Consider the following 16,855-nt stretch of genomic DNA (forward strand, 5'->3'; position numbering starts at 1 on the left):
CCCTATTCCGCGGTCCTAACCAGATCCTTAAGAAGATGTATGACATTCGTTTTCGTGACCGATCCTACCGCCTCCGGCCCTTGGCCGTCCTGTCCATCAATAACGACAGGCAGACAATCCACCTGATGGGTGATCATCTTTCGAACAGCTTCGGTAACGGGATCATCCGGTGTAACGGTGACGGTATTCGGATAACGGGTCATCACCATGCTTACAGGAATACCGGCAGCATTCGGGTTGCCCAGTGTCACTTTCAACAAGTCCTTTGGCGTAACAATGCCTACAAACCTTTTTTGCTCATTAACTACCAAGAGCGTATCAGCATTCTCAATGAACAAGTTGACCACAGCATCGTGTACGGATAAAGTATCCGCTATATTAACCGGCAGTCCTTGGACATGGCGAACCAGCATCGTTTTGAGGTTCTGCAGAGCGGCATTATCCTGTCGGTATGCATTGCCCAAAAAATAGCCTACCTTTGGCTTCGCATCCAGCAGCCCCAGCATAACCAAGAGTGATAAATCGGAACGCAGGGTCGGTCTGCTCACACCCAGCAGCTCGGCAAGCTGCTCACCGGTTATCGGGGCATTCTGTTTAACCAGACTCATGATTTCAAGTTGTCGTGCGGAAAGTTCAATAATCAATACCCCTTTCTGTTTGAGACATAATTAATTCGGCAATAATCCCTTTTTAATGTATCACATATATATTTGATGTACAATATATGAAAGATACGATCGATTAATTAATAGCATTAATAGTTTAATATGACTTATTTAATGCGTAGCCTTCTTCACTCTTCAATCGCTCTCCTGCCATTTGTTTATGGCGGAGATACTCCATGCTTTGACGGCATCATTGATGACGCGGACGAGATGGTTATCGGGGATATCTTCCTGCAAGTCCATGGGCAAGTAAGGTGGTCCAGGTATATTCGATGTACAAAAGAAGCCTCTCCTTTGTTCATGTTTGGTCGTACTTACATGTTAACAAGGAAAGGCTTTTTTTTGTTTGTTTTTAGGAAAGAAACGGTTACGCCTAAACGAAGCAGATCGAATGATTCTGGAGAAGCGTCAGCGATCGGAAGAACATTCGACTGCGCAGTGAATGCGGTAAAACCAAATTCGGCTTGTGCCTGAAGCTTACTCTGCAGTCAGCTCCAGGAAAGTGCGGACATCCGCAGTCGCTCTCTCCACCGCGTCCTTCCAGAACGATTCCTCTTCAAGCCGCACACCCAGATGTTTGTAAGCCAGCTCCTCCACGGTCATCCGTCCGGTATCACGCAGCAGTGCGGCGTATTTCTCCGTAAATGAAGGACCTTCGGCCAGCGCCCTGGCGTATATGCCGCTGCTGAACAAATAACCAAATGTATAAGGGAAATTATAGAACGGAACATCCGTTAAATAAAAATGCAGCTTCGAGGCCCAGAAATGCGGGTGTTTGCGGCCGATCGCTCCGCTGAACGCTTCCTCTTGGGCCTGCTCCATCAGTGCGCTGATCTCTTCCGGTGACAGCATGCCGCTGCGGCGGCGTTCGTAAAATGCGGTTTCAAACTTATACCGGGCATGAATGTTCATAAAAAACGCAACAGACCGCCCGATCTTGTCCTCCAGCAGCGCCAGCTTCTCCTGCGGATCCCTTGATAGCTGCAGCGCCGAGTCGGCCACGATCATCTCTGCAAACGTTGAAGCGGTCTCTGCGACATTCATTGCATATTCCTGGGCAAGCGGCGGCAAATCGTCCATTAAGTGCTGATGATAGGCGTGACCCAGCTCATGGGCCAATGTCGCAATATTATCCGCCGTGCCGGAATACGTCATGAAAATCCGCGTTTGCCGGCTTTTAGGGAATGCGGTACAGAAGCCGCCCGGACGTTTGCCTGGACGATCCTCCGCTTCAATCCAGCCTTCCCGGAACGCTTTCTCCGAAAAATCCGCGAGGTCCGGGTTGAAAGCGCGGAACCGTTCGACAATAAAAGCGGCTGCATCGTCAAAAGATACGGTTTTCGCGGCTGTACCGATCGGCGCCTCCACATCATGCCAATCCAATCGCGGCAGTCCGAGCAGCTTGGCTTTTCGCTCCAGAAAAGCGACCAGAACCGGCTTGCCCGCATCCACTGCAGACCACATCGCATGGATCGTCGCCTCACTCATCCGGTTGATCTGCAGCGGCTCTTTAATAACCGTGTCCCAGCCTCTACGCTCATACAGCTTAAGCCTGAAGCCGGCGATCCTGTTCAATGCATCTGCGCACAGGTCAGCCTGTTCGCTCCATTCCCGCTCCCACTCATCAAACGCCGTGCTGCGGACCTCCCGGTTACCATCGGACAGACGATTCTGCATTTGTCCTGCTGAGAGCAGTTTTTCTTCTCCTGACTTCGTGACAACCCGAAAGCGGGCCCGCGAAACAATCGTATTGTACAAATCACCCCATGCATGATAACCATCCACTGCCAGATCTCCCGCCAGCGCTTCTTGTTCAGGCGGCAGCTTCTCTTTGGCAATTTCACGCCGTTCATTTAAATTGAACGCTACAGCTTCCGCCTCCGGCTTCGCCATCCAATCAGACCATGCCGGATCGTCAATTGCCCGAAGCGCTTCATCAAAGCGGGTCAGCACGCCAAGGAAACGGGCGCTGATCGATTTTACACGATCGCCAAGCACTACCGCTTTGCTATCCTTCACATTTTGGGCAAGCAAACAGGATACGAATGATTCCGATTGGCGAAGTCGCAGCAGAATGGATTGCATCTGCTCTGTCCAGCTTAACAGCAGAGTCCCGTCTTCCTTACCCGCTGCTGAAGACAACGATTCACCAAGCTGTGCGATATCCTGTTCAATCCCATTCAGCTCAGCCGCGAAGTCCTGCGATTCCGAGCCTCCCTTATACAGCACATCAAGCTCCCAGCTCACCCTCAGATTTTTCTCCATGACAAACGCCCCTTTCCCATGCCAAATAGCCGGCCGGACGCTGGGCCTAATGTTTGCGCAATCCGTGCCGGCAGTGTATAACTTTAATATAGCCATATCATTAAATTATGCTTACAAATCGGATTTCCTGCCGAAATCCTTTCTTGAGGAGGAACTAAGATGTCCAAACCATTGCAAATCTCACCGGAAACCGCTATAAAGCTGGCCGAGCAATTGAAGGTGCCGATCGAGCATCTTATGCATATGCCCCGCCATATTTTGCTGCAAAAGCTCGCAGAATTGACTGCCGGCGAAGCAAAAAAAGCGGATGAATCAAAGGATAGCCCCTCATGATTCCATTCGAAAATTGCCTTCCGTATGACCGGATCATGAATGATATTTATATTCCGACATGCCCCTTCTGCGGCCAAGAGAATGTACTTCTCGCTCTGCGCCCTTCGGAGCTGACGGAAATTCATGAAGGCAAGAAGCGGCTGCTGATCTTTCCTTGCTGCCATAATAAAGTGACGGTAATCGATACCGACCGCGATTATTTGCTAACGAATCAGAAAATTAGATAACTGCAGAACAGGAGCTCCGAATCAGGAGCTCTGCATTTCCTCCGGCAGTTCAAGCTTCTTGGATGTCATCTCTTCCCGCAGCAGCTGCCATTGCTCACGCGAAGCGCGAATCATCGCGGCGTCCACGATTTTCTTATCATTTATTACCCGTCCGAACCATTTCACCGCTTCGTACGGTTCATCGACACGGCGATGCAGCTCTCCGATCAAATACATCAAGCGGGCATTGTTAACCGAGCCGCCTTCAACCTCATAGACGCGGATGTACGATTCAAGCGCGAATCGCAGAAACCGCATCTCCTGCTCCTTGTTGTCCTTATAGCGATATAACCAGGCGATATGGTGCAGAAGGCCGGATATCACCCGATCCTTCTCCCCTACGGTCTGGGCACAAATTAATGCCAGCTTATAGGTTTCCATCGCCTGCTCCCAGGATCGTGTCCCCCCGTAATCGCGCGTAGACCAGCTGCTTCCGATTCGTGTTAAATAGCTGTTCTTTTGCTTGTCATTCAATTGCTCGATGGAATTCTCCGTTGACGAAAAGCCGCAGCTTGGACATACGCGTACCACATAGTACTCCGGATTGTGCTCTTCTTTATAATAAGCGCAAAAATCGGTATCCCGCTTGATGACCTTTTTAAAGCTTGTGCGTACCCGTGACGTTTCGAAAGGCGTTTCGCAGCATACGCATTGAATCTTCGTCTGATACAATGGTTCCAGCACGGTTAAATCTCCTCTTCCCCTGTGTTAATAAAATGATAGGCCGGACCTGACAGCCTCTCCAATACAATGGCCTGCAGCTCCTCGTTCAGCCCGATCTCTTTCAACGCGCCTTGCATACAGGAGAGCCATGCGTCCGCCCGCTCCTTGTTAATCGGAAAAGGCAGGTGGCGCGCCCGCATCATCGGATGTCCATTCTGGTCCGAATAAAGGGTAGGCCCGCCGAAAAATTGAGTAAGGAATAAATATTGCTTTTCCATAACCGGTGTGATGTCTTCGGGAAATAACGGACCGATCAGCGGATGGGCCTGTACGCGAGGATAAAAGGCCTCCACAATACGGCGAACCGTTGTTTCGCCGCCGATTGCTTCATAAAGAGTATGATAAGAGTTCATCGTCATTTTTGTTCTCCAATTTGAATAAATTTTGCACATAAATCGGTGCAGCGTGTAGATGTATTATACCATAAGCTTTACGGAAAGACGTTGTCATCCTTGTGTCATGGCTAAGCAACAAAAAAAAGCCCGCAGCAGGGGCTGGCGGGCCTAACTTATTAATAACTGCTCCACTCTTCTTCTCCGGATCCGACCAAGGACTGACGGATCACATATACAAACAAGCAAACGAGGATGCCGGCAATAATACTCATATCCATCACTCCTTGCATTTGATTTAGGTCTATTGTAGCATAGCCGAATTAAAAAATCAGCACTTTTTTGCAAGCGTTTTCTAAAACTTTATTGGTAATTTTATACACAGATTAGGGATGTTTGTCCCCTTTGCACATATACCTATAGAAAGAGCTCACAGCAGGAGGCACAGGGCATGCTCCGTTACCTTATACATCCCGTTTTTCTTACGGCATGGGCTACCGTATTATTGGTTTTACTGCTTTCCGTATTCCCCGCCTCCGCCTTGCAGGCCGCGGTACGCGGGGTATCGATATGGTGGGAGGTGCTGTTCCCGGCATTGTTTCCGTTCTTTGTCATTTCCGAGCTTTTGCTCGGCTTCGGCATCGTTCATTTCTTTGGTACGCTGCTTGACCCGCTGATGAGGCCCCTCTTCCGCATACCGGGGATCGGCGGTTTCGTCATGACGATGGGCTTTGCATCCGGTTATCCGGTAGGGGCCAGGCTAACCTCGCAGATATGGGAACAGAAACTCATTAACCGTACAGAAGGCGAACGCCTCGTCGCGTTTACGACGACGTCCGATCCCATCTTTCTGATCGGCGCCGTCTCGGTTGGCTTCTTTCACAATGCCGCCCTTGCGCCAGTGCTTGCCGCTGCCCATTACGGCAGCGCGCTGCTGGTCGGTCTGCTGATGCGTTATCATGACCGCCACGCGCCGGCAACGCCCCTCCAGCATAAAACCGATAGCGGGAGCCGTTATAACCGTTTTTCCGCCGCGCTGATAGCCATGCATGAAGCCCGGCTTCGCGATAACCGCCCCTTCGGAAAGCTGATGACAGATGCGATTCAATCCGCATTACGATTGATGATGGTTGTCGGCGGGCTTGTCGTATTCTTCTCAGTCGTGATGGAGGTGCTGAGCAATGCAGGCATGGTCAGCTTTCTCTCCTCCTTCATCCAGTCGCTGTTTGTCGCTGCCGGGCTGCCTGAGAGGCTATCGGATGCCATCATTAACGGGTTGTTCGAGGTTACATTAGGAGCCAGAGAGGCTGGAGCGAGCGGCGGAATGCTCATCCATCAAGCTGCCATCGCCGCATGGGTGTTATCGTGGGCCGGTTTATCCGTTCATGCGCAGGTTGCCAGCTTAATCAGCCGCACGGATATGCGCTACAAGCCATTCCTTATTGCCCGTTTGATTCACAGCCTGCTGTCGCTGGCGCTTGTATACTTATTGTGGGGCTGGGTCGGGCCGGTGGTGTAACATTGTGTTCCGCTTCTTTTTCCGATATCATCTAAACTAAGATTAAGATGCGGAAGGAGCTACCCGGCGTGAAATATGCCGTATTAGATCGTGGAGACAGCCTCTCCCAGGAGCTTGCCAAGCGATTTCACGAATTGGCGGCCGCACAAGGCTTCGAGAGAAATGACCAATTTCCGGAGACCGTCATATCGATTGGCGGAGACGGAACACTCTTACATGCCTTTCACACGTTCATGGATCAAATGCATGACGTTGCCTTCGTCGGTGTACATACCGGCCATCTAGGGTTCTATGCCGACTGGAAAGCCGATGAGCTGGACGAGCTGGTTGCCGTGATGGCATCTGCCGAGCCCAAGCGGGTTCGCTATCCGCTGGCGCAGATTGAGCTGGAAACAAAGGAAGGGCCTGCCAGCTATCTGGCGCTTAACGAATTCACACTGAAAGGCGTTGACGGCACACTCGTTGCCCAAATCAACATCAATGATGAAATGTTCGAAATGTTCAGGGGGGACGGGATCGTGATCTCTACCCCTACCGGAAGCACGGCTTACAATAAAAGCGTCGGCGGGGCTGTCATCCACCCGTCCATTCCTTCGTTGCAGATCGCCGAGATTGCATCCATCAACAACCGCGTGTTTCGAACGCTTGGTTCCTCCGTCATTTTGCCGGAGCACCATCATTGCGATATCATATCCAAGAAAGAGCAGAGATTGCTGCTGACCATTGATCACGTCAATATCGAACGTGAGGATATTCACTCGATCCGCTGCAGCGTATCCGATCGCAGGGTATGTTTTGCAAGATACCGTCCGTTTCCGTTCTGGAATCGCGTACGGGAAGCATTCCTCGGCTATGAAGTGAAATAATGAAAGAATTTCGAATGTATTTCCGGTTTGTTAAGCCATACCGATGGCTGGTCGCGCTGACGCTCGTTATCGGTATGGTTAAATTTTCAATTCCGTTAATGATGCCGCTGTTTCTAAAATATGTCGTGGATGACATTCTACTTGCACCTGAGCTTGTATTGGATGCTAAAGTTTCTAAGCTCCTGACCGTTATCGGATTCGCTTTTGTCCTGTTCGTCATCGTCCGGTATCCGATCGAGTATTTCCGCCAGTACTTCGCTCAGCTGACAACCAGCCGGATATTATTTGACCTTAGAAATCAACTGTACGCGCATCTGCAGCGATTGTCCCTGCGCTTTTATCAAAACCGCAAGTCCGGCGAGATTATCTCGCGGGTCATGAACGATGTTGAACAGACCAAATCCATTGTCGAGACGGGCATGATGAACATTTGGCTGGACATCTTCACTCTGTCGATCGCCCTGATTATTATGTCCCAGATGAATGCGACGCTCACTTTGGTTGCTGTACTTATTCTTCCTTTTTATGCATTTGCGGTGAAAAAGCTCTACAAAAGGCTGCGCAATTATTCACGTTCCCGATCTGCTGCGCTTGCGGATATGCAAGGTTATTTGAATGAGCATGTGAACGGGATTCCGGTCGTCAAAAGCTTCACCCTGGAAGCTCATGAGCAAAAACAGTTCGGCGGCAAAAACGGCAATTTCCTTGAGCGCGCGCTCGCGCTTACGCGGTGGAACGCGCTGACCAATGCCATCATTAACACGCTAACCGAAATTGCGCCGCTGCTCGTTTTAGCTTATGGCGGGTATTTAGTCATTAATCAGCAATTATCGATCGGTGAATTTGTCGCTTTCTACGGATACCTCGACCGGCTATATACGCCGCTTCGCAGGCTTGTTAATGCTTCGACGGAGTTAACCCAGGCTTCCGCCTCGCTGGAGCGTGTGATGGACCTGTTCGATGAACCGTCGGATGTGAAGGATGGTCCGTCAGCGAAGCCGCTGCCGAAAGTCCGGGGTGCCATTGAATTTGAGGATGTCTGGTTTCGATACAAGGAAGATACAGACTGGGTGCTGCGCTCTGCAAGCCTGAGGATCGAGCCCGGCCAGACGGTAGCCCTTGTCGGCATGAGCGGCGGCGGGAAATCGACCTTGATCAGCCTGCTCCCGCGATTCTATGACATCGGGCAAGGCCACATTCGGATTGACGGTCATTCGATCCAAGACGTTACGCTGCACAGTCTGCGTTCCCAGATCGGCATGGTGCTGCAGGATAATATTCTATTCAGTGGAAGCGTACGCGAAAACATTATGCTTGGGAATCCAGATGCATCCGAAGCCCAAATGATCGATGCCGCGCAAAGAGCCAATGCTCATGATTTCATCATGAACCTGCCGGATGGCTACGATACGGAAATCGGGGAGAGGGGCGTTAAGCTCTCCGGCGGCCAAAAGCAGCGGGTAGCCATCGGGAGGGTATTCCTGAAAGATCCTGCAATTCTTATCCTGGATGAAGCGACATCGGCGCTTGATCTGGAATCGGAGCATCTCATTCAAGAATCGCTGCAGGTTTTGGCTGAAACCCGAACGACCTTGATTGTCGCGCATCGCCTGTCCACGATAACGCATGCGGATCAGATTATCGTAATTGAGCAAGGCGAAGTCGTTGAGCGGGGAACCCACGATCAGCTAATGGCACAGAACGGCGCTTATGCCAGACTCTATAGTGTGCAGCATTTATAATAATGTCCTTAACAAAACAAACGCCAGCAGCTCCGATCAGGAGCCGCTGGCGTTTACTGTTTCTTCACTGCTTGTGACTGGTTCTTGCGGCTGGCTGCTGTCTTTTCCTTTGTCTTTCGGATCGGAATCCTGCTTCTTGCCCGGCACTTTTTGCAGGACAAAGTAGGCGCAGCCAAAATTGCAATATTCATTGATATAATCTGAAATACTGGAAAAGGCCGAATCTTTCGTTGCTTTAGGATGATTTTCTTTAAAAAAACCTTTCAATCGAAGCTGGCTGTAACCCCAATCCCCGATAATATAATCGTATCGTTCCAGAACTTCGCTGTACCGATCGCGAAACACTTCTGCATTCCATGCATCCTTATGCTCGTGAATAAGCTCGTATGTCCTGCCACCGATATGAATCAAGGCGTTTCCACTCCTCTTTAGTTCGTTGCAGCCTGGGACTCTGCCGCAGACTGCACTTGCTCATGTGCATGATAGGAGCTGCGCACGAGAGGTCCTGATTCCACATGACTGAAACCGCGCTTCAGTCCTTCCTGCTTAAGCTGTGCAAACTCATCCGGATGAACATACCGTTCGATCGCCAGATGATTCGGTGTTGGCTGCAAATATTGGCCTAACGTCAATATATTGCAATCGACAGCTCTTAAATCATCCATAGCCTGCAATATTTCATCCCATGTCTCCCCGACACCAAGCATGATGCTTGATTTGGTCGGAATATTCGGCTTCATCGCTTTTGCCCGGCGCAGAAGCTCAATCGAGCGTTCATACTTTGCCTTGGCGCGAACCCGATCCGACAACCGCTCAACTGTTTCGATATTATGATTGAGGATATCGGGTTTAGCATCCATTACGGTCTGCAACGCATCCCAATTCCCCATAAAGTCAGGAATCAGCACTTCTACACTGCATAATGGCAATTTTTTGCGAATCTCACGAATCGTCTCGGCGAAGATTAAAGCACCGCCATCCGCCAGATCGTCACGCGCCACGGATGTAACGACACAATGCTGTAATCCCATCTGTTCGGCAGCTTCCGCCACCCGCTGCGGCTCTTGAAGGTCAAGCTCCGTCGGCATGCCGGTGTTTACCGCGCAGAAACGGCAAGCCCGCGTACAAATATCCCCTAATATCATGAACGTGGCCGTACGATTCGCCCAACATTCATAAATATTCGGACAACGCGCCTCCTCGCAAACGGTATGAAGCGTTTTGGAACGCATCATATCTTTGAGCTCTGTATAGTTGCCGCCTGTCGTCAGCTTTATTCGAAGCCAGTCCGGCTTAGGTTCTTTGTTCACTTGCTTTGTACTCATGAAGGCATACCTTCTTTCTATTCCAACAGGCCATGGCCTGCCTGCATTATTCTTCTCGTCCTATTATAACAATGAATCGGATAAAAACCAATGATTTGCAAATGATAACAGGTAAGTAAGGAGGTGTATGGATTTGAATATTCCCAAATTGCTTCGCAGTGGATTAGCAGCCGCAATGGTATCCGGATTGCTTCTTTCGTTGCCATTACCGCCGCTTCATGCCCATGCCGGCCGAACACTAATGTCCATGGCTTCGACTCCGGAGCAGAATCAGTTCGCACAGCGGCGCGAATTATTCGACGACATGAGCACAGTAACAGGCATTGCTTGGTATTACTTGGCGGCAATCGACCAATATGAGCGCACCTTAACAAAAGCGCATGCCAAAAAAAGGCCTAAATCACCCGGTCTGGTCGGCATTTATATTAAGCCTGAGGATTGGAGCGGGCATCTGAACCCGAATGCAGAGGATACTGTGCCTGCATCTATCCATTGGTTTGGAGGCATCGGCCGGGATGGAAACGGCGACGGCAAAGCCGATCGCGGCGACGATGCGGATCTGCTCTACACAATCGCCAATCATCTGCTGCAGTTTGGAACCTCGGAACAGGACTTTGCTATTGGATTGTGGGAGTATTATCATAATACCCGTGCCGTGCAAAGGATCACGCAGTTCGCAAAAATCTATTCCACCTTCGACCAGCTCGAATTATTCGAGCATGCCTTCCCCGTGCCTGTCGGTAACGACTACTCTTATCGCAGCACCTGGGGCTCGGGACGGAGCTGGGGCGGTTACCGCATCCACGAGGGGACGGACATCTTTGCCGATTACGGGCTGCCGGTTCGCAGCACCTGTTATGGCGTCGTCGAGATCAAAGGCTGGAACAAATACGGCGGCTGGCGGATCGGCATTCGCGATCTAGATAATATCTATCATTATTACGCTCACCTCTCCGGCTATGAAAAAACAGTCGAAGTCGGTGATGTCGTCAAGCCCGGCCAAACCATCGGTTGGGTAGGCAGCTCAGGCTACGGCAAACCGGGCACGCAAGGCAAATTTCCGCCGCATCTTCACTATGGCGTATACCGAGACCGCGGGCTTGTCGAATGGCCGTTTGATCCGTATCCGCTGCTGCATCAGTGGGAGCAAAACGAACGCCGCAAGAAAAAGAAACACTGACTCGGGTACGTTATCTTCACTCTTTTGCAGAACCGCTTTCCATGACGCCGGGCGATGGTTCAACCGGCGCTTCAATGAGCGGTTCTTCGTCGTTCCGGGGCTGCTGCATCGGCAGCGTGATGTTAGGGGCACCGGACGAGGACTCCCCGACAGGGTTGCCTTTATTATCGTAATAATACATCGGTACGTCACCGACGACGAGCAGATAGGAAATTGGAATCTCGGTTTCCACAATTTCCGGCTTCGTGTCAAAGGGAATAATAATCGCCACTTCAGCAACGATCCGGATAAACACTTCAACGAGAATCATATTGATTCCGGCATCCTTCTGCCGCGTGTTCAGATCCACCTGCACTGCTCCGACCGGCTCGAACTTTACCGGCACCCGCGGTCCGAAAGAAGCGATTACGGCGCTGCCAATCGCCTGGCCGACAGGAATATGCTCGGGCACTTTTTTGATTTCTTCAAGTGTCTCCTGAACGGTGCCGATCGTTTCGGACGTTATCCGCATATGCTCGGCATAATTGATCATGAACCCGGAGATTTTACCGGTACCGTTTGTTTTCCAATCGATCAAATCCTCGGAGGTGGTATGCGTGGCCACTTGCTCGCTGATCGCTTTGTTAATCGCTTGGGTCGCAATCTGTTTTACCCGCAGCTGGGCAACATGCATTAAAGGCGGACGTAAATTCCGCTCGATATAGATGAAGGTCTGAACGGTAAAGATAAAGAAGATCAGCAGCACGATGACCAAAAGATTGCGCCTGCTCCATCTAATCCTACTGCCTCCGCTGCGCCGCCTGCTGCTGCGCCAGCCTCTTCTTCCCCACCTCGCCATCCTGTTCCCTCCTTTCTCGATGTCCGCACTGCAACGCCACGCCTCCTGTCCTTCTCTTCACCAGCTTATGCTGCCAAGTCCCAAAAAAGAAGAAAGACCCTGCTTCAGCGGCAGGGTCCGACTTATGCGCTATTCAACATCAGCTTGATTGACTTCCTTTATCAGATCCGCAGGCCATGCCCAATCGCTGATCTCCACAGCTTCTGTAACATGATGCAGTTTGCTTGCACCAATAATCGCAGAGGTTACCGCAGGCTGGTTCAATACCCATGAAAGAGCGAATTGGGACAAACTGACCTCATGCCTCTCCGCGATCGCTCGATATTGCTCCACCAAGCTGAAATTGCGTGCGGTAAAATAATTTTTCAGCAGCTTTTCTCCGTGTGCGGCGCGGCTTTCGGGCGGTACGTCCTCATGGCTTTTGTACTTCCCTGAGAGCATGCCTCGTGCCATCGGACTATATACCATGACGCCAACACCCTCTGACTGGCAAAACGGCAGCATTTCCTGTTCGATCTCGCGGGACAGCAGGTTATATTGCGGCTGAACGGAAATAAATTTTTGGAGATTGAGTTTCTCGCTTATACCATGGGATTTCGCAATTTGCCATGCTGCGTAGTTCGAGCAGCCGATGTATCGCACTTTCCCTTGATGGACCAGATCATCCAATGTTTGCAGCGTCTCTTCCAATGGCGTATTGGGGTCGAAAATATGCACCTGGTAGAGGTCGATATAATCCGTTTGTAAGCGGCGCAGGGAGTTTTCAACTTCCCTCATGATATGAGTACGTGACAGCCCTGAATCATTGTTCCCGTGACCTGTCCGTATGCCGACCTTTGTGGCCAGCACGACCTGATCTCTTCTTCCCTTAAGGGCACGTCCAAGGATCGCCTCCGACTCTCCGGTACCGTAAGGAACCGCTGTGTCTTGGCCTTTGCCGTAATAGTTGGCCGTATCGATAAAATTAATGCCTTGAGCGAGTGCAGTATCCAAAATCGAGATCGAAGCCTCTTCATCGATCCATCTGCCAAATGCCATCGTTCCTAAACAAAGGGAAGAGACCTCCAAGCCGGTATGGCCCAGTTTTTTATAGCGCACCTTATCCACTCCTGACTATTGATATTTTGGAAGCAGTCTGAAGGTAGTTTACGCTTGAAATGTGAAATAATCAACTCGCGAGTGAACCGGTGCGCACTTCCCGGTCTATTCACTTCACTTTACGCTATACCTTCGCTGGCTCCAGCAGGCCCATTTCTATGCAGGTTACAATCGAAAGAGCTTTGATACCCGCTGAAAAACGAACCTCGATCCGATCCTCGTTCAGCGCCATAATTTCTCCATGCCCCAAAACCCGATGTTTCACAACTTTGCCAACGGTCAAATTTTCTTTGCTTCGAATTGCATTCGGGTTGTGAGGAATCACCGGTTTATCAGCGACCAGCACACTCTTTTGCTCTGTTGGCACGTTTTTGGGTGACTGTTTCTGGGGATTCAAAATACTGCGGACGCCTAGAACAAATTGAGATTCCTGCACCTTTTCCCCATCACGCTGCTTGTACGTAATCAATTCTTGGTGATGTTTTGCCCGTGTCAGACCGACATAGAACAATCTGACGGCTTCTTCCAATAGTGCATTCTCTCCCTCATCCGAGCCGCCCTTAAGATCCTCCGAGGAAGGAATGATGCCATCGATCAGGTCAATCATGTACACCCGTTCAAATTCCAGCCCCTTCGCACTGTGGAACGTAGCAAAGGTGACGGCATTCTTCCCTTTATTGAACTTGGATACTTTCATCGCAGCTTCCAAATGCTTCAGCCTTGCCGCGAACTCTTCCATCGTAAGAAGCGTGTCGGCGATCTCTTCCAGCGTGTTTAAGATGCCAATTAAAGCTTCCTTGCGGAAACCAAGCCGCTCGCACATCTTCTCAAGCGCTTTTTCATAACCAAGCCGGGTGCGAATCTTGCGAATCGCCTCAAGCGGCGGCATACCTTTCATCTTAAGGAACGTCTCTTTGCTCTCTTGGATCTGCTTGACCTGATAGTCCTGCAATTTCACATGCTTCAGCAAATTATCAAAGACCGATTCGTTGTTGTCGATCTCCTTCAGTACCGTCATCTGCTGTCTGGTGATATACCCATTGAGCTTCATATGGATTTTCTCCAAAATATCGGCCCGCTTGTCGGTGAAGGTCATTCTCATGAAATTCAGAATGTCCGCTACGACCCAATGGGAAAAGAAACGGTTGTCGCCATCCTTCATATAAAACGGGATGCCTGCCCGGTCAAATTCATTCATAAGACTGATGGAAGACGAATTATTCCGGTAGAGCACCGCTGTTTCTGCAAGGTTTTCGACCTTTTCGATTTCCTTCACCAGGTATTTCGCCTGATATTTATAATCCGCAAAGCTTTTGATGCCGATCGGCTTCAAAGCGGCGTTATTGGTGAACATATTTTTGTTATAGCGGTTTTTGTTGCGCTTGATGAACCGGTTAGCTACCATCACGATATCCTTGGATGACCGGTAGTTCTGCTCCATAAAAAGTGTAGCTGCACCAGGGAATTGCTGCTTGAAGTTAAGTAAATAGGACGGCTCCGCCCCTCTCCAGCTGTAGATCGATTGATCATCATCGGCGACGACGCACAGGTTACCATGCTTTTGGACCAATTTTTCAATGATCGCATGCTGAACCATCGAGGTATCCTGACTCTCATCCGTCAGCACATAATCATACCTTTGCTGGTATTTTCGCAAGAGCTCCCTGTCCCTCTCCAACACCTCATTTCCGATCGTCAACATATCGTCATAGTCCACCAACAGCTTGTGATGGCCCGATTTTTTAAACCGTTCATATTCCCACAGAATCCGTTCCGCTTGCGGAACATCGCACTTTACCTGCTCCCAGCTTTCCTCCGGAACCATCTTATTTTTGACAAAGCTGATATAGGTCGTTAGCTCGTCCATTTGCTCATCGGTGACGTTCTCGCCCACAATCGAATGGAACAATCTTCTTAAAATAAACTTCTTATGTAATGGCGGATTATCGGGATCAAAGGCTTCCTCCTCCTCCAAGTCCAAGGCACCTTCAATAATTTGATAATCCGTTCTGGTTCTGCGGAAATGCTCCCGCACCACTTCAAAGGCCAAGCTGTGGATCGTCGAAAAATTGACGGACGGCAGCGCAGGGAAAAAACGCTCGAATCTCTCTTTCATGTCTGCTGCGGATGCACGGCTAAATGTAACAGCCTTGATTCGTGAGGGATGAACTCCTTTTTCTTCAATCAGATAGCCGATTCTCATGATGATTGTCGTCGTCTTACCCGAGCCGGGTGAGGCAAGGAGCAGCAGCGCCCCTTTGGTATGACGAACCGCCTTTTTCTGGACTTCATTCAGCGATACGCCGATTTCTTGAAACTTGCGGACAAAAAAATCTTCCTTTACATTCATTGCCGAATTACCCTTTCATATGTCCCCACAAATTCTATCATTTCATTATAACATCATCGACTGAAGAAACGACAAAAAAGAGGAGCGTTGTTGGCTCCTCAAGCTGCTGTACCATTCCCTGTGCTATTAACTCAAACAATCAAAACCCACTATCCGGAATGTCGATACTGACGTAACAGATAGTGGGTTATTTTGTTGTCATTATGGTCGGGATGACACGATTTGAACATGCGACCCCCTGGTCCCAAACCAGGTGCTCTACCAAGCTGAGCTACATCCCGATGTGAAGGTAGGGATATGAAAACTATGGGTACATATTATGGAGCGGAAGACGGGAATCGAACCCGCGACCCTCGCCTTGGCAAGGCGATGCTCTACCGCTGAGCCACTTCCGCATTTGGTGCGCGTAGAGGGACTTGAACCCCCACGGTCGCCCGCCAGATCCTAAGTCTGGTGCGTCTGCCAATTCCGCCATACGCGCACGATTGTAAAAACATGGTGAGCCATGTAGGACTCGAACCTACGACACCCTGATTAAAAGTCAGGTGCTCTACCAACTGAGCTAATGGCTCATGCTTAACTAATTCTTACTGTAAATCTAAAATGGTGCCGGCGAGAGGACTTGAACCCCCAACCTACTGATTACAAGTCAGTTGCTCTACCAGTTGAGCTACACCGGCATACTTGAAAGAATGGCGGAGCCGACGGGATTCGAACCCGCGGTCTCCTGCGTGACAGGCAGGCATGTTAGGCCTCTACACCACGGCTCCGCGATTTGGTTGCGGGGGCAGGATTTGAACCTGCGGCCTTCGGGTTATGAGCCCGACGAGCTACCGGGCTGCTCCACCCCGCGTCGTTAAAAAAAAGAAGTTATGGTGGACGCTGACGGGATCGAACCGCCGACCCTCTGCTTGTAAGGCAGATGCTCTCCCAGCTGAGCTAAGCGTCCAAATTAGTGGTGACCCGTAGGGGATTCGAACCCCTGTTACCTCCGTGAAAGGGAGGTGTCTTAACCCCTTGACCAACGGGCCATATCGCTATGTAACTGATTATCAGGAATTTGGTGGAGCCAAGGAGGATCGAACTCCTGACCTCCTGCTTGCAAGGCAGGCGCTCTCCCAGCTGAGCTATGGCCCCGTATCTTAAAGAAGATTATGATGGTGGGCCCTAGTGGACTCGAACCACCGACCTCACCCTTATCAGGGGTGCGCTCTAACCAGCTGAGCTAAGGGCCCATACTCATTAAAAAAACCCCAAAATCTATATAGGGCTCTTAACATTTTTATGTATTTTGCGCCCTGAAAACCGGATGCGAAAGTCATGAATTACTTTAGCTGTCTTGCTGTTGTTTAG

General features: G+C 50.2%; 15 protein-coding genes and 11 tRNA genes. 6 read left to right on the forward strand and 20 right to left on the reverse strand.

Annotated features, from left to right (window positions below):
• Positions 1 to 2: 2 nt before the first annotated feature.
• A complete protein-coding gene (locus tag IEW11_RS11190; protein ID WP_268237381.1) occupies positions 3 to 644 on the reverse strand; it encodes a CBS domain-containing protein in 642 nt (213 codons plus the stop codon).
• Between the two features lie 498 nt (positions 645 to 1,142).
• Positions 1,143 to 2,930, reverse strand: a complete 1,788-nt coding sequence (locus IEW11_RS11195) for a M3 family oligoendopeptidase (protein ID WP_188531156.1) — start codon at positions 2,928 to 2,930, stop codon at positions 1,143 to 1,145.
• 159 nt (positions 2,931 to 3,089) lie between these two features.
• On the opposite strand from IEW11_RS11195, the gene IEW11_RS11200 reads away from it, so the two are divergent.
• Together IEW11_RS11200 and IEW11_RS11205 are read left to right on the forward strand one after the other, a co-directional pair.
• Positions 3,090 to 3,263 carry a YycC family protein gene (locus tag IEW11_RS11200; RefSeq protein WP_188531157.1) on the forward strand — a complete coding sequence of 58 codons (174 nt, stop codon included), beginning with the start codon at positions 3,090 to 3,092 and terminating at the stop codon, positions 3,261 to 3,263.
• A complete protein-coding gene (locus tag IEW11_RS11205) occupies positions 3,260 to 3,490 on the forward strand; it encodes a hypothetical protein (protein WP_188531158.1) in 231 nt (76 codons plus the stop codon). Before IEW11_RS11200 ends, IEW11_RS11205 begins: the two co-directional genes overlap by 4 nt.
• Positions 3,491 to 3,511: 21 nt before the next feature.
• Here IEW11_RS11205 and IEW11_RS11210 read toward each other — a convergent pair whose 3' ends face one another.
• Positions 3,512 to 4,213, reverse strand: a complete 702-nt coding sequence (locus tag IEW11_RS11210) for a DUF2225 domain-containing protein (RefSeq protein WP_188531159.1) — start codon at positions 4,211 to 4,213, stop codon at positions 3,512 to 3,514.
• Positions 4,214 to 4,215: 2 nt separating this feature from the next.
• Positions 4,216 to 4,605, reverse strand: coding sequence for a globin domain-containing protein (locus IEW11_RS11215; RefSeq protein WP_188531190.1), 390 nt, complete (start codon positions 4,603 to 4,605; stop codon positions 4,216 to 4,218).
• Positions 4,606 to 5,035: 430 nt separating this feature from the next.
• Between IEW11_RS11215 and spoVV the strand changes: the two genes are divergently transcribed.
• The 3 genes from spoVV (at position 5,036) to IEW11_RS11230 (ending at position 8,711) form a co-directional block, all read left to right on the forward strand.
• Entirely contained in the window at positions 5,036 to 6,103 is a 1,068-nt protein-coding gene (spoVV, locus tag IEW11_RS11220) for a dipicolinic acid transporter SpoVV (protein WP_188531160.1), read from the forward strand.
• A 68-nt stretch (positions 6,104 to 6,171) separates the two neighbouring features.
• Positions 6,172 to 6,969, forward strand: a complete 798-nt coding sequence (locus IEW11_RS11225; RefSeq protein WP_188531161.1) for an NAD kinase — start codon at positions 6,172 to 6,174, stop codon at positions 6,967 to 6,969.
• Positions 6,969 to 8,711, forward strand: a complete 1,743-nt coding sequence (locus IEW11_RS11230) for an ABC transporter ATP-binding protein (protein ID WP_188531162.1) — start codon at positions 6,969 to 6,971, stop codon at positions 8,709 to 8,711. Before IEW11_RS11225 ends, IEW11_RS11230 begins: the two co-directional genes overlap by 1 nt.
• A 36-nt stretch (positions 8,712 to 8,747) precedes the next feature.
• On the opposite strand, the gene IEW11_RS11235 is transcribed toward IEW11_RS11230, so the two are convergent.
• Together IEW11_RS11235 and lipA are read right to left on the reverse strand one after the other, a co-directional pair.
• Complete coding sequence (locus tag IEW11_RS11235) at positions 8,748 to 9,122, reverse strand: YutD family protein (protein ID WP_188531163.1); 375 nt, start codon at positions 9,120 to 9,122, stop codon at positions 8,748 to 8,750.
• Between the two features lie 17 nt (positions 9,123 to 9,139).
• Entirely contained in the window at positions 9,140 to 10,036 is an 897-nt protein-coding gene (lipA, locus tag IEW11_RS11240; RefSeq protein WP_188531164.1) for a lipoyl synthase, read from the reverse strand.
• A 127-nt stretch (positions 10,037 to 10,163) separates the two neighbouring features.
• On the opposite strand from lipA, the gene IEW11_RS11245 reads away from it, so the two are divergent.
• A complete protein-coding gene (locus IEW11_RS11245) occupies positions 10,164 to 11,216 on the forward strand; it encodes a M23 family metallopeptidase (protein WP_188531165.1) in 1,053 nt (350 codons plus the stop codon).
• Between the two features lie 16 nt (positions 11,217 to 11,232).
• On the opposite strand, the gene yunB is transcribed toward IEW11_RS11245, so the two are convergent.
• The 14 genes from yunB to IEW11_RS11315 form a co-directional block, all read right to left on the reverse strand.
• Positions 11,233 to 12,054 carry a sporulation protein YunB gene (yunB, locus tag IEW11_RS11250; RefSeq protein ID WP_188531166.1) on the reverse strand — a complete coding sequence of 274 codons (822 nt, stop codon included), beginning with the start codon at positions 12,052 to 12,054 and terminating at the stop codon, positions 11,233 to 11,235.
• 129 nt (positions 12,055 to 12,183) lie between these two features.
• A complete protein-coding gene (locus tag IEW11_RS11255) occupies positions 12,184 to 13,152 on the reverse strand; it encodes an aldo/keto reductase (protein WP_188531167.1) in 969 nt (322 codons plus the stop codon).
• A gap of 124 nt (positions 13,153 to 13,276) precedes the next feature.
• Entirely contained in the window at positions 13,277 to 15,502 is a 2,226-nt protein-coding gene (locus IEW11_RS11260; RefSeq protein ID WP_188531168.1) for an ATP-dependent helicase, read from the reverse strand.
• 204 nt (positions 15,503 to 15,706) lie between these two features.
• Positions 15,707 to 15,783 (reverse strand) — tRNA-Pro (locus tag IEW11_RS11265).
• Positions 15,784 to 15,822: 39 nt separating this feature from the next.
• A tRNA-Gly gene (locus IEW11_RS11270) sits at positions 15,823 to 15,897 on the reverse strand.
• Between the two features lie 3 nt (positions 15,898 to 15,900).
• A tRNA-Leu gene (locus IEW11_RS11275) sits at positions 15,901 to 15,983 on the reverse strand.
• 15 nt (positions 15,984 to 15,998) lie between these two features.
• Positions 15,999 to 16,074 (reverse strand) — tRNA-Lys (locus IEW11_RS11280).
• A gap of 32 nt (positions 16,075 to 16,106) precedes the next feature.
• Positions 16,107 to 16,182 (reverse strand) — tRNA-Thr (locus IEW11_RS11285).
• Positions 16,183 to 16,195: 13 nt separating this feature from the next.
• Positions 16,196 to 16,272: transfer RNA gene (locus IEW11_RS11290), tRNA-Asp, on the reverse strand.
• Positions 16,273 to 16,278: 6 nt separating this feature from the next.
• A tRNA-Met gene (locus tag IEW11_RS11295) sits at positions 16,279 to 16,355 on the reverse strand.
• Between the two features lie 20 nt (positions 16,356 to 16,375).
• Positions 16,376 to 16,451, reverse strand: a tRNA-Val gene (locus tag IEW11_RS11300).
• 7 nt (positions 16,452 to 16,458) lie between these two features.
• A tRNA-Glu gene (locus IEW11_RS11305) sits at positions 16,459 to 16,533 on the reverse strand.
• Between the two features lie 30 nt (positions 16,534 to 16,563).
• A tRNA-Ala gene (locus IEW11_RS11310) sits at positions 16,564 to 16,639 on the reverse strand.
• 21 nt (positions 16,640 to 16,660) lie between these two features.
• Positions 16,661 to 16,737 (reverse strand) — tRNA-Ile (locus IEW11_RS11315).
• Positions 16,738 to 16,855 lie beyond the last annotated feature (118 nt).

The sequence above is a fragment of the Paenibacillus abyssi genome, assembly GCF_014640295.1.
Lineage (GTDB): Bacteria > Bacillota > Bacilli > Paenibacillales > Paenibacillaceae > Paenibacillus_D > Paenibacillus_D abyssi.